This is a genomic window from Deltaproteobacteria bacterium (assembly GCA_020848905.1).
Classification (GTDB): Bacteria; Myxococcota_A; Polyangia.
In genome coordinates, this window is sequence record JADLHG010000041.1 from 60,219 (window position 1) to 74,584 (window position 14,366).

Here is a 14,366-nt window from a genome sequence, read left to right on the forward strand (position 1 = left end):
CCGCGGCAGAAACGCGTCATCAAGCATTCCTGTCCCACCGACGACAAATAACGACGGCGTGATGCCGCTTTTCTCGGGGTTGCCCGTTGCCGTAGGTCCTGCTCGGGGCTATGGTCCAGGCGCGGTGAGCGGCAGGGATGGAGGGGGCACAAGGCGACCGAGCGGGCGAAGAGATCGCGTGATGACCCAACCCACGAACCGAATGCGACGCATCTCGAGCCTGCTCGAAGTCACGCGGGCCTTGCGGGACGGCCGCTTCCAGGTGGACCTCCCCGAGGGGCCGGACGACGAGTTCGGAGAGCTGGGGGAGGCGCTCGCGGAGCTCGGCAAGACGCTCGAGCGTCGCGTCGACGAGGTACAGCGGCTGCTCAAGCTGACCGAGCGCGTGAATCAGGCCCTGCTCCTCGGGGACGCGCTCGACGTGGTCTGGGAGAGCTTCCGCTCGGTCATCCCGTACGACCGGCTCGGCTGCGCGCTGATCGACGACACCGGCACGCGCGTTCGCTCCGTGTGGATGCGTTCCACCGCGCAGGAGGCGGTGCTCGAGAACGGCTACGAGGCGCCGCTCGCCGGCAGCTCGCTCGAGCGGATCCTCGATACGGGAGAGCCGCGCATCCTCGAGGACCTCGAGGCCTATCTCGCGGCGCATCCGGGCTCCGAATCCACGCGTTTGATCCTGCGCGAGGGGATCCGTTCCTCCTTGACCTGCCCCCTCGCTTCCATGGGCAAGCCGGTCGGCTTTCTCTTCTTCTCGAGCATGCGGCCGCGCACCTACGCGGCGCGGCACGTGTCGGTTTTCATGACCATCGCGGGCCAGATCTCGACCATCGTGGAGAAGTCCCGGCTCTTCGAGGAGCTGCTCCGGGCGAAACAGGAGCTGGACGAGGCGAACCAGAAGCTGGCCCAGGTGGCCTCGGTGGACCCGCTCACGGAGATCCCGAACCGCCGCACGCTCGACGAGCGCCTGGCCCGCGAATGGCGCCGCGCTGCACGGAGCGGCCGGGCTGTGTCGCTCCTGGTCATCGATATCGACCACTTCAAGGAGTACAACGACCGTCACGGGCATCTGGCCGGCGACGAGAGCCTGAAGGCGGTCGCCCGTTGCCTGGCCACGAGCCTGCGCCGCGGGGGGGATTTCGTGGCCCGCTACGGGGGCGAGGAGTTCGTGGTGGTGCTGCCCGAGACCGACGAGCGGGGGTTGCCCATCGTGGCCGAGTACCTCCGGCAGCGGGTGATGCAGCTCGAGATCGACCACGGCGCGTCTTCGACGGGAGAGCACCTGACGATCAGCCTGGGGGGCGCGGTGGCGGTGCCGGGCGCCGTTCCCGAGGTGGAGCCGAGCGAGGCGCTGGCCCGGGCCGACGCGGCGCTCTACGAGGCGAAGAAAGAGGGGCGGAACCGCATTCGCGTCCACCGCCCGCCCACGGGAGAGGAGCTCGCCCTTCGCCGGCGCCCGACCGTCCAGCTCGACGTGAGCGCGGCCGGCGAGGGGCAGGACCTAGGCTAGCCCGCCGCGCTCGTGCGAAAGCGTCCCCGTACCGCCTCCGACAGCGTGCGCACGCGGTCGGGGTCCACGGGGGCCCGCACCTCTCCGCCCTCCTTCAGCCACGTGCCTACGATCGCCCCCTCGACGAGTGGGCAGAGGGTGGGCGCCAGCTCGGGCGTCAGGCCCGAGCCCAGGTAGACCGGCCGGTCGCCCGCGATGCGGCGGACGAGCTCGAGGCGCTCGCGGTTCACGGCCGCCCCTGTCGCCGCTCCGGTCACGACCACGCCGTCGGCCAGGCCGCGTTCGAAGGTGTCGCGCACCACGCTCGCCGGGTCGAGCGGGGCGAGCGGCACGGCGTGCTTGACGAGGACGTCGGCCAGGAGCGCCACGCGCTCGGCGCCGAGCGTCTTCCGGTAGCGCAGGGTCTCGTACGCTTCTCCCTCGAGGATCCCCTGGTCGGTAAGGTACGCGCCGACGTGGACGTTCACGCGGGCGAAGTCGAGCCCCGCGGCGGCCGCGAGCCCCACCGCGGAGATGGCGTCGTTCCGCAGGCAGTTCACACCCACCGGCAGGCCGAAGCGTCGCCGGAGCTCGCGGGCTATGAGCGCGAGCGTGGCGACCTGGTGCGGGGGAAGGCGCTGCCCGGCGGTCCCCTTGGGGAAGGGCGCCGAGCCGAAGTTCTCGACGACGATCGCGTCCGCGCCGCCGGCGGCGAGCGCCTCGGCATCGGCCAGGGCCCACGCCTCGACGGTGCCGAAGTCCCCGCCGCCCGGGTGGCGCGGATCTCCCGGCAGGGGTGGCAGGTGCACGACGCCGATGAGCCCGCGGAGCATGGCGGAGCTCAGGCTGCCGCGGGGAACCAGTCGAGGAGCGCGCGCGTGAGGGCGCTCCCCGGCATGCTGGGGGGGAGGTGCTCGAGCAGGGGCGTGCTCGCCGGAGCGAGGAGTCTCAGCAGCTCCTCGCTCACCCCCGGGCTGCCCTGCGACGGCCTCTGGGTGGTGAAGGAGACGGAGCGGAGGTGGCCGCCGTTCACCGGCGGCTCCACGACGCCGATGAACTCGGTCACCGAGCCCGGAAGCATGTTGATCTCGAGGCGGCTCACCGAGGAGGCGATGATGTAGAGCCCGAGCCCGGCCCCGAGCTTCTTGTCCTCGATCTGCTGGGTGGTCGTGGCGCAACGCAGGAGGTACCGGGCCAGGTCCTCGCGGTGGAAGCTGCCGTAGCGATCCCGCACGCAGAGGTAGAGGTTCCCGTCGTGGGTCGCGTAGCGGATCGACACCGGGCGCGGCGTGCGTCGCTTGATGCGCGCCTTGCACTCCACGTCGGCGTAGACCCTGCGGCCCTCGTTGTCGACGGGCGCCTGGTACATGGCGTTCATTAGCATCTCTTCGGCCACGCGAGAGGCCTCGAGGCGCACTCGACTGCGCAGGCGCTGCCGCGTGACGAAGTCCTCGAGCTCCGAGAGCACCCGAAGGCGGCCCGGATAGCTCGAGAGGCGCTGGTACTGCACGGTGGCCTGGTCGGGGAGCAGCCGCTCGAGCCCGAAGATGGCCCCCGTGGCGAGCTTCTCGCCGAACGCGCGGAGCTCGTGGACGCCCATGGGCTGGGCGAAGAGGTGGTTGATCCGCGGGTCCTGCATGCGCCGCGCGACCCCGGCCACGTCCAGCTCGGGGAGCAGGAGCGCGACGTGGCAGTCGGGGCGCAGCTTCGAGAGCACCTCGTCGAGCGCGGCCTGATCGGGCTCGATCTCGACGAGCGCGAGTCGGTAGTGATCCCAATTGCTCTTGCGAACGGCACCTGGGTAGGTGTCCACCCCTAGCCCCGCCACGTCCACCGCTTCCCCCAGTTGCCGCGCGCGCGCCTTCATGTTGGCGACGGTGACGATTCGCGCGGACACAGATACGACCACCTTCAAAAAACGCCGTAGTATAGGGTGAGGTCGGGCCGCTGGCAATGCTTAAATGTGGGCGCCGTGGCTACATCTACATCCGCATCGACATGCGGCACATCAGGGCGCCCAGAAAGACCAGCACCACGACCCCCACGAGCACGATGGCCACGATGCCGGTCATCATGAAGTAGTTGCGCAGCTTCGTGAAACCCTCGAGCAGGTGGGCCTGGTCGGCCACGTCGGTCGTGGCCACCTTGCGAAAGGCGCTCGAGGCCTGAAGGAGCCAGATCCCCAGGATGACGTAGAGGGTCGTCGAGACGAGCTGGCCCACGATGGCCGGCCCCTGGCGGTTCAGGAAGCTGAGCAGGAGGTCGAGCCCGGCCGAGGCGATGGAGGCTCCCGCGGCGATGGTGCCCCAGAGCGCCGCGCTCGAGATGCGCTCCTCGTCTTCCTTGGTGAAGGGGATGCGTCGCGTGTCCATGGTTCACCTCGCTCCCATGGCCAGCTTGACGATCGTGCCCGCGAGGCCGAGCACGCCGAAGAGGCCGTACATGATGAGGTAGAGCCGGAGGTGACGGAAGCCGGAGGCGAGCGGCGACTGCGCGTCGGAGAGCACGCCGTCGTAGAAGTGGAGCGCGGCGCGCCTCAGCCAGGTGGCGCCGAGGAAGAGCAGCACGGCGAGCAGCACGAGGAAGCCGACGCCCATGGCGAGCGCCCCCATGCGCGCTCCGCCGAGGCGCACCGAGCCGCCGGCGCAGGTGGCGATGGCGGCCCCCGCGAGGAGCAGGCCGCCGAAGACGTACTGCAGCGTGGAGACGATGCGCATCCAGCGCGCCATGCTGGACACGATCTCCCAGCCGTGCGCCGAGAGGCTCAGGCCCCCCGGTTCGGTCGGCGGCGGCGCGAGGTGACTCGAGGCGGTCTCGACGGGCGGGGCGTAGGGGTTGTGCTCCACGGCGGTCTCCTTCGGGCTCGGAGCGGGGCAGCGCGGGAGGGCTCCCCTCGGCGAGCATAGCCCTTTTGCCCAGGGCGTGGTGAGAGGGCGCGCCTCCCCTTTTTTCGCGTCGGCCGCTGCGGATCGCGGCTAAGATGCGCGCGCCATGATCGGCACCGGTCTGACCATCGAGTCGCCCGAGGGGATCTCGTTCAGCTACGAGCTGGCATCTCTGAGCGAGCGGGGAAAGGCCTACGGGATCGACCTGCTCATCCGGGCCGCGGCGGTGGTGGTGGTGGGGCTGCTCCTCGGCCTCATCCTCGGCGCGGCGCTCCTCGCGGGGGTGGGGCTCTGGCTCATCATCTACTTCGTGGTGGAGTGGGGCTACTACGTCCTCTTCGAGGTCTTCTGGGACGGGCAATCGCCGGGCAAGCGGCTCTTCAACCTGCGGGTGGTGAAGTCGGCCGGACACCCGATCGGCTTCTACGACAGCCTGCTGCGGAACCTCCTGCGGGCAGCGGACGCGCTCCCGCTGAGCTATGCGGCGGGGGTCATCGCCGTGCTCTCGACGCGGCGCTTTCAGCGGCTCGGGGACCTCGCGGCCGACACCGTCGTGGTGCAGGAGCAGAAGGCCTGGTACGGCGGCCGGCACCTGCGCAAGGACCCGGCGCTGGCGGCGGTGGCCTTGCGAGGGCTCGCGCTCTCGAACCGCGAGCGGCGTCTCCTCGACGAGTTCGTGGCGCGCAAGGATCGTCTGCACCCTGAGCGACGCGAACAGCTCGCCGCGATTCTGGCCGAGCCGTATCGCAAGCGGCTCGCGCTCCCCGAGGCGGGAAGCGCCACCGAGCTCCTCGTGCGGCTCCACGCCACCGCGTCGCAGGAGCAGGCGTCGTGACCGCCGCGCAGCTCGTCGAGCTCCGTCGCACCGAGTGGCACGAGCTCGAGCTGCTCCTCTCCACCCTCGGGCGGCGGCGGCGGCGCCGGGCTCCCCCCGAGGCGCTCTCGCGCTTCGCCGCGCTCTTTCGCAACGTGTGCGCCGACCTCGCGCGGGCGCGCGCGCAGGGCTTCCCCGACGACATGGTCGACTACCTGAACACGCTCGCGGCGCGCTGTCACAACCAGTTCTACGTGGCGCCCCCCTTTCCCCTCGGCCGCGTCTGGCACTTCTTCCGCGTGGTCTTCCCGCTCGCCATCCGGCGCAACGCGATTTACGTGGCCGTCGGGCTCGTCCTCTTCTACGGCCCGCTGGCGGGGATGGTGGCGCTCTCGCGCGCCGACGACCAGGTGCTCTACCAGTTCGTGCCGAAGCCGATGCTCGAGCAGTTCGAGAAGATGTACGAGGCGGGGCACGCGAAGGGGCGCTCGGAGTCGACCGACCTCGCCATGACGGGCTTCTACGTCAAGAACAACGTCGGGATCGCCTTCCAGTGCTTCGCCACCGGGATCTTCTTCGGGCTCGGTAGCCTCTTCTTCATGCTCTACAACGGCATCGTCATCGGGGCCGTCGTGGGGTTCGTCTCGGGGACTCCGGCGGGGATGAATCTGCTCTCGTTCATCGTCGGACACGGGCCGTGGGAGCTGACGGCGATCTGCCTCTCGGGGGCGGCGGGGCTGCGCCTCGGCTTCGGTCCGCTCATCACCGGGTCGCGCCGGCGCCGGGACGCCATGCGGCTCGCCGCGGCGGACGCGGTGCGGCTGGTGCTCGGGGCCGCGGCGATGCTCCTCGTGGCCGCCCTCGTGGAGGGTTTCTTCTCGCCCTCGTCGCTCCCCCCGGCGGTGAAGTTCGGCTTCGGCGGGCTCAGCACGCTCTTTCTCGTCTGGTACCTCGGCGTCTACGGCTGGCAGCAGGGGCGCCGGCACCCCGAGGGGCAGCCGTGAAGCTCGAGGCGCTCCAGGTCGAGATCCGTCCGCGCACCGCGGGCCAGACCTTCTCGCTCGCCGCGCGGATGCTCCAGCACCGTCCGGTGCCGCTGCTCGCAGCCTGGGCCTCGTACAGCGTGCCCACCGCCGCGCTCGCGCTGCTGCTCCTCGTGGGGCTCGACCTGAACCCGTGGTGGGTCTGGCTCGTCACGCTGACGGTCGCGCCGCTCTTCTCCCTGCCCATGGTCAGCACCGCCGGGCAGCTCGTCTTCAGCCCGAGCGTCAGCCTCGGCACGGTCGTGCGCATGAGCGTCTCGCGCCTCGTCCCCTTCGTGGCGCTCTTTCTGGCGAACCGCGTGCTCGTGCTCCTCGGCAGCCTCGCGCTCCTCGTTCCGGGGCTCTACCTCTGGCGCTCGAGCTGGTTCCTCGGCCCGATCGTGCTCCTCGAGCGCTCGCCCATGGGCGCGGCCTTCCGTCGCGGGCAGCGCTTCGCCGCGGGGTACCAGGGGCACGCGCTCGGTCACGCCTTCCACGCCGCCGCGGTGCTCTGCTACCTCGTGCTCGCGAGCGCGACGCTGCTCGACTTTCTGCTGGTGCAGGTGCTCGGGCTGAGCGTCGGTGCCCTCGCCGAGCTCCGGCTCTACGACCACTACGTGCACCTGCTCGGGCTCCTCGGGTTCGCGCTCGCGGCGCCGCTCGTCACGTTGATGTGGTTCTTCACCTATCTCGACGTGCGCATCCGCAAGGAGGGTTGGGACCTGGAGCTGGCCTTCCGCGCGCGGGCCAGCGAGCTCGGGGGTGCGCGTGGGCTCTGACCGTGGCGTGCGCCGCCTGGCGGCTCTCATCCTGCTCGTCGTCTGTTTCGTCGCGCCGGCGCTCGCCAAGAAGCCGGACGTGAAGGACACGCAAGAGCGGCTCTCGCGCATCTACAAGGAGCTCGGCATCGAGCGACGGGCCGAGACCCCTCCGCCCCCGAAGGGCTGCGACGGCGAGGGAGAGGGGGCGGGGCCGCGCCCAGGGGTCGGCGCTCCGGGCTTGCCCGCGGGCCTCGGCTACGTGCTCATCGCGGTGATCATCGCGGCGATGCTCGTGCCGCTGATCCTGGCCCTGCGCGGCAGCTTTCGCGAGGAGCCCCGGCCCGAGGAGGTGCCCCCCGAGGAAGAGGCCGACGAAGCGGCGGCGCCGGCGCGACGCGGCCCGTGGAGCGTGGACCTCTCGGACTGCCGGAGGCTCGTGGCCGAGGGGCGCGTGGCGGAGGCCTGCGCGGCGCTCCATCGGCTCTGCCTCCTCTCGCTCGAACGCGCGGGTCACCTGGCGCTCGAGCCCTCGATCACCAACTGGGAGTACGTGCGCCGCCTGAAGGACGCGCCGTCGCTCGGGCAGCTGCTCGCGGAGCTCACGCGGGTCGCCGAGGCGGCGGTGCTCGGCCGCCGCACCCCCGAGCGGGCCGACTACGACCGGCTGGAGGCGCTGGTCGTGGCGCAGGCGCGGGTGGGGGCCTGACGATGAAGAGGCTCAGCTCGGCCGCGATCTCTCCCGCTCGACCGCGTTCCGTGCTGCGGGGCCTGATCGCCGGCATGGTGGCGGTCGCGCTCGTGGGCGGAGTGGCGCAGGCCGCGGGGCCGTCGAGCTTCAGCAAGAAGGGCGACGGGGCCAAGGTGCTCTATCGTTTGCTCGAGGACCTCGGCTACCGCGTGGTGCGCGTCTTCTCCCCACGCGAGCTCGACCACAACGTGGACGTGGTCGTCTCGCTGGGGCCCGTGGACCGCCTGCAGGCCCGGGCGATTCTGGAGTGGACCAAGGCGGGACGCGCGGCCGTCGTCGCGCCCCCCCTCGCGGTCGACGACGCGCTCTGCAAGGACGTGCCCTTCGGCAAGCTGACCATCCAGCGGCAGTTCCGGTACGCGAAGCCCAAGGCCGAGGCCGACGGCGACCTGGTGCTGAAGGCGGCGGCCTGCACGCTCAAGGTCCCGACCACCGCGCGGCAGCTCGCGGGGGAAAAGGGACAGGCGGTGGCCTTCGAGCACGGGGTCGAGGCCGGGCACCTGCTCGTCCTGGCGCACAGCGACCTCCTCGCGAACGACGAGCTCGACCGCGACGACCTGGTCGTGCTGCTCCGCCGCTGGCTCGCCGCGCGGGTGCCGAAGGGGGCGCGCATCGCCTTCTTCGAGGTCCGGCACGGCGGGGCGCTCCTCGAGCTCGTCAAGCGCGCGCACCTCGGGCCGCTCCTCGTGCACCTGCTGCTCTTCTTGATCCTGGTCTACTGGATGGTCACGCCGCGCTTCGGGGAGACCGACCTGCCCGTAGTGGTGCGGCGGCGGGCCTTCGCCGAGCACGCGCGGGCCCTCGGGCACCTCTATCAGGCCGGCCAGCACTCGCAGTACGTGCTGCGGCAGCTCTACGAGCGGCTGCGCGCGCGCCGTCAGGGGCGACCCGGCAAGGGGCACGAGGCGGGCAGCGACGCCGGGGCGGGATCGGCCGCACGCGGCGACGGGATGCGCGGACGCGTTCCACGACCCACCGCGGCGCTCCTCGCCACGCGCACCGGGCGCGAGGCCTCCGGGGTCGAGGCCACGCTGGTCCAGGTGGAGGAGACCCTCGCCGCGCCCCCGACGCCCGACGGGCGCGACGTACAGAGACACTTTCGCTTGAGTCAGCTACTGGCCGCGCTCGGACGCGGCGCTTCTGCCGGAGGAAAGCGTGGACGAACAACGGTTCGCTGAGGTGATGCAGGCCATCCGCCAGGAGGTGGGCAAGGTCCTCGTCGGTCAGGAGGAGATCATCGAGGGAGTGCTCATCGCGCTCGTGGCGCAGGGGCACGTCTTGATCGAGGGGGTGCCGGGGCTCGGTAAGACCCTTCTCGTGCGGACGCTGGCCCAGGTGCTCTCGCTCGGCTTCAAGCGCATCCAGTTCACGCCGGACCTCATGCCCTCGGACGTGACGGGGAACAAGATCTTCGACGCCAAGCGGAACGAGCTGGTCTTCCGCCCCGGGCCGGTCTTCACGCAGCTCCTTTTGGCCGACGAGATCAACCGCGCCCCGGCCAAGACCCAGAGCGCGCTCCTCGAGGCGATGCAGGAGTACCAGGTCACGGTGGACGGCCAGGGTTACGCGCTCCCGCGCCCGTTCATCACCATGGCCACGCAGAACCCGGTCGAGTCGCAGGGGACCTATCCGCTCCCCGAGGCGCAGCTCGACCGCTTCATGTTCAAGCTGAGCATGGGCTACCCCGCGAAGGCCGAGGAGAACCGCATCCTCGCGCACTACGCGGCGGGTTTCGACGTGACCGACCTCAGCCGCATGGGGCTGCGCGCGGTCTGCGACGCGACGACGATCCAGTGGCTCCAGCAGCGCGGCGCCGAGGTGCGGGTGGACGACCGCGTGGTGGACTACATCACCTCGATTGTGGCCCAGACCCGCAAGTGGGGGAGCCTCTACCTGGGCGCGAGCCCGCGGGCCAGCGTCACGCTGCTCCTCACGAGCCGCATCGCCGCGGCGATGGTGGGGCGTGACTACGTGAACCCGGACGACGTGCGGCGGCTCGCCCCGTGGACGCTCCGCCACCGCATCATTCTGAACCCCGACGCCGAGATCGAAGGACTCACCGCCGACGACGTGGTGCGTGAGATCCTGGCCTCGGTGGAGGTCCCGGAGCTCAGGTGATCCCCACCGGCCGCCTGCTCCTCCTGCTGCTCGGCCCCGCCACCCTCGGGGGGCTCGGGGTCGTGCTGCCCGTGGTGCGGCCCTGGGTTTACGTGGCGGACGCGGTGCTGCTCCTGCTCGCGCTCGCCGACCTCGTGAGCCTGCCGCGCCTGCGTAAGCTCAAGCTCGACCGGCGCGGCCCGACGAACCTCTCGGTCGGGACGACCAACCGCTTCGTGCTGGTGGTGCAGAACCTGACGCGCCGGCGCTTGCACGTGCGGGTCGTGGAGTCCTTCCCGTCGAGCATGTCGGTCGAGGGCCTCCCCGCGGCCGGGGTGATCCGGTCGAAGGAGCGGCAGGCCTTCGCCTATCGCGTGGTGCCGAGGACCCGCGGGGCCTTCGAGGCGGGGCGCACCTACCTGCGCGTGGAGAGCCTGCTCAAGCTCTGGCGGCGGCAGTACGTGGTCAGTCTGCCGCACGCGATGAAGGTCTTCCCCGACGTGAAGAAGCTCGGTACGTACGCGCTCCTCGCGCGCCGGAACCGGATCGACCTGATGGGCTTCCGGCTGACCCGCGGGCGCGGCCAGGACCAGGAGTTCGACCGCCTGAGGGACTATCAGCCCGACGACGATTACCGTCGCATCGACCCCTTCGCCTCGGCGCGCTACCTGAAGCTCATCACGCGCGAGTACCAGGTGAGCCGCAACCAGAACGTCTTCTTCATGGTGGACTGCAGCCGCCTGATGGCGGGCGAGTGGGGGGGGCTCTCGAACCTGGACCACGCGCTGAACGCGACGCTCATGCTCAGCCACCTCGCGCTCGACCTCGGGGACAACGTCGGGCTGCTGGCCTTCGACGAGCGGGTCCACACCTTCTTGCCCATCGCCACCGGGCTGCGCTCGAAGACGGCGATCCTGCACTCGCTCTACGACCTGCACGTCTCGTCGGCCGAGCCCGACTACGAGGCGGCCTTTTTGACCGTGCAGCGGCGCGTGCGGCAGCGCAGCCTCGTGGTGCTGCTGACGAACGTGATGGACGCGGCGAGCTTCGAGCTCTTGAAGCCGCACCTGCGGGTGCTCCTCCGCCGGCACCTGCCACTGGTCCTGCTCACGCGCGATGCGGATCTCTTCGCCCTCGCTGACAGCGCCCCCGCGACGCCCCGCGAGATGTACCAGGTGGGCGCCGCCGCGGAGCTCGCCACCTGGCGCGAGCACATGGTCTCGCACCTCCAGCGCATGGGGGCGCTGGTCCTGGACATCCATCCGGGCCAGACCACGCCGGAGCTCATCAACCGCTACTTGCAGGTGAAGGCCGAGCAGCTGCTGTAAGGGCTGGGCCTGAGGCTTCACTGCCGGGAGGGGGCAGGCACATGACTTCTTCAACATCTAGCCGCGGGGCCGGGCGTGGCTGCGTGACGGCGATCCTGGTTCTTGCCTGCGGCGCGTGCACCTCGACCTCGCCTGCTTCTCCGGACGCTCGGGTCCTCGACGGGGGTATCGCCGACGCCGACCTTGCCGATACGACGGCCTGGCCGCACGACGGCCGCGGACGCGACGACACCACGCCCGGGTCCTGCCAGATCCAGTGCAGCGAGTGCGTGTGCGCAGCGATCTGCAACAGCAAGACCTATGGCATCTACTGCAGAGGGAAGCCAGAGTGCGCCTGCTATGTCGATGGGACGTTCACGAAGAACGTACCGATCGTTTGCGGCAGCGTGCAGGCCATGGTGACGGCCTACAGGACGGGCTGCGGCTTCCCGGGCAAGGACCCGGCGCAGCTCGACGGGAGTGTCTTGCTGCGCGACGGCCCGATCGTCGATCCGGGCCGCGAGAAGGACCTGGGCCGGCGATTCGACCTCTGAGCGCCGCCGCCGCGCTCCGCACCGCTGGGGCGTGGTAGGTTCTCGGGCCGTGAGCAGGGTGCGAGGGCACCGGTCACGGTCTTCCCGATGTTCGCCCCGACGCGCCGAAGGCAACGGGCTAGTCCAGGCTGCGCGGGCTGCTCCCCCCCGCGGCTCGAAGGTCAGGGCATGAAGGGAACGCGCCGCTCCAGACTCCGCCTGCAGAGGTCTTTGCTCGCTCTCCTCGGAGGGCTCGTGTTCTTGCCGGGCTGTGGCCGAGTGCTGCTCTCGGGCTCGCTGCCCCGTGGTGCCTTGCTTGCGTCGCGCGGCGGCGTCCATGGTGCGCGGGTGCTGGCCCTGGATCCCGCTGGGCGCCGGCTGGCCATCGGAGCCGAGGACCTGGTCGTGCGCGACCTGGTGGATGGCAGCGTTCGCGATCTGGCCCGCGCGAGGCCCTCGGCGCTCTCCTGGGCTTCGGACGGGCAGAGGCTCGCCGCGTCCTTCGTCGAGAGCGGGCGGAGCCGCGTGGAGGTCTACGCTCTTGGGGGCGCCGCTTCGAAGGCGACCTTCCTTCCCGGCGAGGTGGTCGGGCTCGCCTGGCTCGGCCCCGACGAGCTCCTGGCCCTCGGCTTCACGATCAAGGTCTATTCGTTCGCCGGGGAGCTGCGCATGGACCTCCACCGGTGGAGAGCGGGGAAGCCCGTGAGGAGCGAGCGGCTGGGGGAGGCGCAGCTCAAGCGAGGCCACCTGCGCCTCTGGGGGCACCGCCTGGCTGAGTTCTTGCGGCTCGAGCTCTCTCCTCTCGGCGACGAGATCGCGTACACCAGCATCAAGGATCCGCCAGCGTTTCCGCCCAGCACCGTGGTGACCGTCCGTCATCTGGAGACCCGAGCGGAGGTCGTCGCCGCGCGCGTGGCGCTCGGGGCGGGGCAGGTGCGCTTCTCCGCCGATGGCGAGCGGCTGCTGGTGGGGAGCGGACCGATCGGCGTGAGCTGGATCGACCCGTGGACCCAGACGCGCTCGGGCACGCTGCCCGTGCCGGGCAGGACTCTCGCCGTGTCGCCCACGGGCCGCCTCGTGCTGGCGGATGGGCGACTCTACGTGGAGGGTCACGAGCAAGCTCGATTCGCCGACGACGCTCGGGGGCTCTTCGCAGCCCTCGGGGGCACCCTCGTCGTGGTGGCCGGCGAGCGCCTCCACGTGGTCTCCGGACTGGCGGGTGAACCGGGGCCGACGTTCGGTCCCGCGGCGCGCGCCAAGCTCCTGCTCCTGCGGCGCTGGCGCGGCCAGGGCCTGATCACTCCCCTGGACTATCGAGAGGCTCGACGCCGGCTGGAGCTCCCATGAAGGCTCGCGCGCCCATCGCGGGGCTCACGCTGGTGGCCGGGCTCTGGCCGTGGAGCGCCCTGCACGCCGCGGGCGAGGGCTCGTGCCTGGATTGCCACCGCAAGAAGACCCCCTCCCACGTGAAGGTCTGGCAGGCCAGCGCCCACGCTCGCGCCAAGGTGGGTTGCGCCGCGTGTCATGGTTCGGACCATCGCCGCATCGAGAAGGGGGAGGCCTACGTCGGGGCCGGAGTCTGTGGCCGGTGCCACCGCGAGGCCCACCGGAGCCACGTCTCGGGTCGGCATGGGCTCTCGGGTTGCACTCGGGGTGGGGTTGCACGCGAGCCCTCTCCGGGCGGACGCAGAGCGAGTGCCGCTTCTGCCACGACGCCTCGAGCGCGCGACCGATCTCGGCCGTGCAATGCGGGCGCTTCCTGAAGCAGACCCAGGCGATGGCCGAGGTGGGCTGCAATCGCTGCCACGAGGTGGAGCGCTCGTGCGCGACCTGCCACTCCAACCATGGTACGGAGCGCCGCCTGCCCAGGGACCCGGCCGTCTGCTCCAAGTGCCATATGGGTCCGGATCACCCGCAGTGGGAGATGTGGCAGACCTCGCGCCACGGGATGCTCCACGCCACCCTCGGCAAGGGCCGCGGAGCTACCTGCCAGGATTGCCACCTGCCGGACGGCGGCCACGACGTCTCCCGGGGCCTCACCATGAGCGCCACCGGCCAGCTCCACGCGAAGGCGCGCTTCGTGTGGGAGCGTGAGCACATGCTGAAGGTCTGTGCGCGCTGCCACGCTCGCGCGTTTGCCGCGCGAGAGCTGGCGCGGGCGGACCAGGTCCGCGAGCAGAGCGTGGCGCTCGTGCGGCAGGCGGAGCAGGTCATCCGCGAGGTGGCGCGGCGCGGAAAGCTGGACCCCATGCCCGGGCGGCGGCCACCGCATCCGCAGCGCGGTCACGCCCTGGTGCTCGACGGCCAGATGCTCTACGAGGACACCTCGCACCTCGAGCGCCTCTTCTTCAAGATGAAGCTCTTCGACCTGGCCAAGACGGTGAAGGGCGCCTTCCATCAGAACCCGGCCTACGCGCACTGGTACGGCAACGCAGAGCTGAAGCTCACGCTGGTGGATATCAGGGCCGAGGCCGCGCGTCTCCTCGCGCGCCCCGCGGCGGCGGCTCCTGCGAAGGGGAGTTCCGGCGCTGCGCTGACCCCGGCGGAGACGCTGGAGGATGCGCTGCGCGAGCTCAAGGAGCGGGCCGACCGGGGCGAGCTGAGCCCCGACGCCTACCGTGCGGCCAAGGCGCAGCTCCTCCGCCGGTTCGTGGGGAGGTAGCCGGTTCGTCAGGAAGCAGAAGCGCGTACGACGAGCGTCGGCCGGACGGTC

General features: G+C 71.0%; 15 protein-coding genes. 11 read left to right on the top strand and 4 right to left on the bottom strand.

Annotated features, from left to right (window positions below; genetic code table 11):
* The first annotated feature begins 181 nt into the window (after nt 1–181).
* Entirely contained in the window at nt 182–1,507 is a 1,326-nt protein-coding gene (locus IT371_16845; GenBank protein MCC6749334.1) for a diguanylate cyclase, read from the top strand.
* On the opposite strand, the gene IT371_16850 is transcribed toward IT371_16845, so the two are convergent.
* From IT371_16850 to IT371_16865, 4 genes are all read right to left on the bottom strand, one after another.
* On the bottom strand, nt 1,504–2,319 hold the full coding sequence (locus IT371_16850; GenBank protein ID MCC6749335.1) for a BtpA/SgcQ family protein: 816 nt from the start codon (nt 2,317–2,319) through the stop codon (nt 1,504–1,506). The genes IT371_16845 and IT371_16850 overlap by 4 nt on opposite strands.
* An 8-nt stretch (nt 2,320–2,327) precedes the next feature.
* Nucleotides 2,328–3,383: a hypothetical protein gene (locus IT371_16855; protein ID MCC6749336.1), complete on the bottom strand. Its 1,056-nt coding sequence runs from the start codon at nt 3,381–3,383 to the stop codon at nt 2,328–2,330.
* A gap of 85 nt (nt 3,384–3,468) precedes the next feature.
* Nucleotides 3,469–3,858 (bottom strand): hypothetical protein, encoded by a 390-nt coding sequence (locus tag IT371_16860; protein MCC6749337.1) that lies wholly within the window; start codon nt 3,856–3,858, stop codon nt 3,469–3,471.
* 3 nt (nt 3,859–3,861) lie between these two features.
* Nucleotides 3,862–4,332, bottom strand: a complete 471-nt coding sequence (locus IT371_16865) for a hypothetical protein (protein MCC6749338.1) — start codon at nt 4,330–4,332, stop codon at nt 3,862–3,864.
* Between the two features lie 145 nt (nt 4,333–4,477).
* Between IT371_16865 and IT371_16870 the strand changes: the two genes are divergently transcribed.
* From IT371_16870 to IT371_16915, 10 genes are all read left to right on the top strand, one after another.
* Nucleotides 4,478–5,206 carry an RDD family protein gene (locus IT371_16870; protein MCC6749339.1) on the top strand — a complete coding sequence of 243 codons (729 nt, stop codon included), beginning with the start codon at nt 4,478–4,480 and terminating at the stop codon, nt 5,204–5,206.
* Nucleotides 5,203–6,189 (top strand): stage II sporulation protein M, encoded by a 987-nt coding sequence (locus tag IT371_16875; protein ID MCC6749340.1) that lies wholly within the window; start codon nt 5,203–5,205, stop codon nt 6,187–6,189. The genes IT371_16870 and IT371_16875 overlap by 4 nt, the downstream gene beginning before the upstream one ends.
* On the top strand, nt 6,186–6,986 hold the full coding sequence (locus IT371_16880) for a hypothetical protein (protein ID MCC6749341.1): 801 nt from the start codon (nt 6,186–6,188) through the stop codon (nt 6,984–6,986). The genes IT371_16875 and IT371_16880 overlap by 4 nt, the downstream gene beginning before the upstream one ends.
* Nucleotides 6,976–7,674 carry a DUF4129 domain-containing protein gene (locus tag IT371_16885; GenBank protein ID MCC6749342.1) on the top strand — a complete coding sequence of 233 codons (699 nt, stop codon included), beginning with the start codon at nt 6,976–6,978 and terminating at the stop codon, nt 7,672–7,674. The genes IT371_16880 and IT371_16885 overlap by 11 nt, the downstream gene beginning before the upstream one ends.
* A 2-nt stretch (nt 7,675–7,676) precedes the next feature.
* Nucleotides 7,677–8,894, top strand: coding sequence for a DUF4350 domain-containing protein (locus tag IT371_16890; protein ID MCC6749343.1), 1,218 nt, complete (start codon nt 7,677–7,679; stop codon nt 8,892–8,894).
* 4 nt (nt 8,895–8,898) lie between these two features.
* The gene (locus IT371_16895) at nt 8,899–9,834 is read left to right on the top strand and encodes a MoxR family ATPase (GenBank protein MCC6749344.1); all 936 of its coding nucleotides are present in this window, start codon (nt 8,899–8,901) and stop codon (nt 9,832–9,834) included.
* Nucleotides 9,831–11,141: a DUF58 domain-containing protein gene (locus IT371_16900; protein MCC6749345.1), complete on the top strand. Its 1,311-nt coding sequence runs from the start codon at nt 9,831–9,833 to the stop codon at nt 11,139–11,141. The genes IT371_16895 and IT371_16900 overlap by 4 nt, the downstream gene beginning before the upstream one ends.
* Before the next feature lie 83 nt (nt 11,142–11,224).
* Nucleotides 11,225–11,674 (top strand): hypothetical protein, encoded by a 450-nt coding sequence (locus IT371_16905; protein ID MCC6749346.1) that lies wholly within the window; start codon nt 11,225–11,227, stop codon nt 11,672–11,674.
* A 327-nt stretch (nt 11,675–12,001) separates the two neighbouring features.
* Nucleotides 12,002–13,000, top strand: a complete 999-nt coding sequence (locus tag IT371_16910) for a hypothetical protein (protein MCC6749347.1) — start codon at nt 12,002–12,004, stop codon at nt 12,998–13,000.
* Nucleotides 13,001–13,394: 394 nt separating this feature from the next.
* Nucleotides 13,395–14,315, top strand: coding sequence for an SHOCT domain-containing protein (locus tag IT371_16915; GenBank protein ID MCC6749348.1), 921 nt, complete (start codon nt 13,395–13,397; stop codon nt 14,313–14,315).
* Nucleotides 14,316–14,366: the final 51 nt, after the last annotated feature.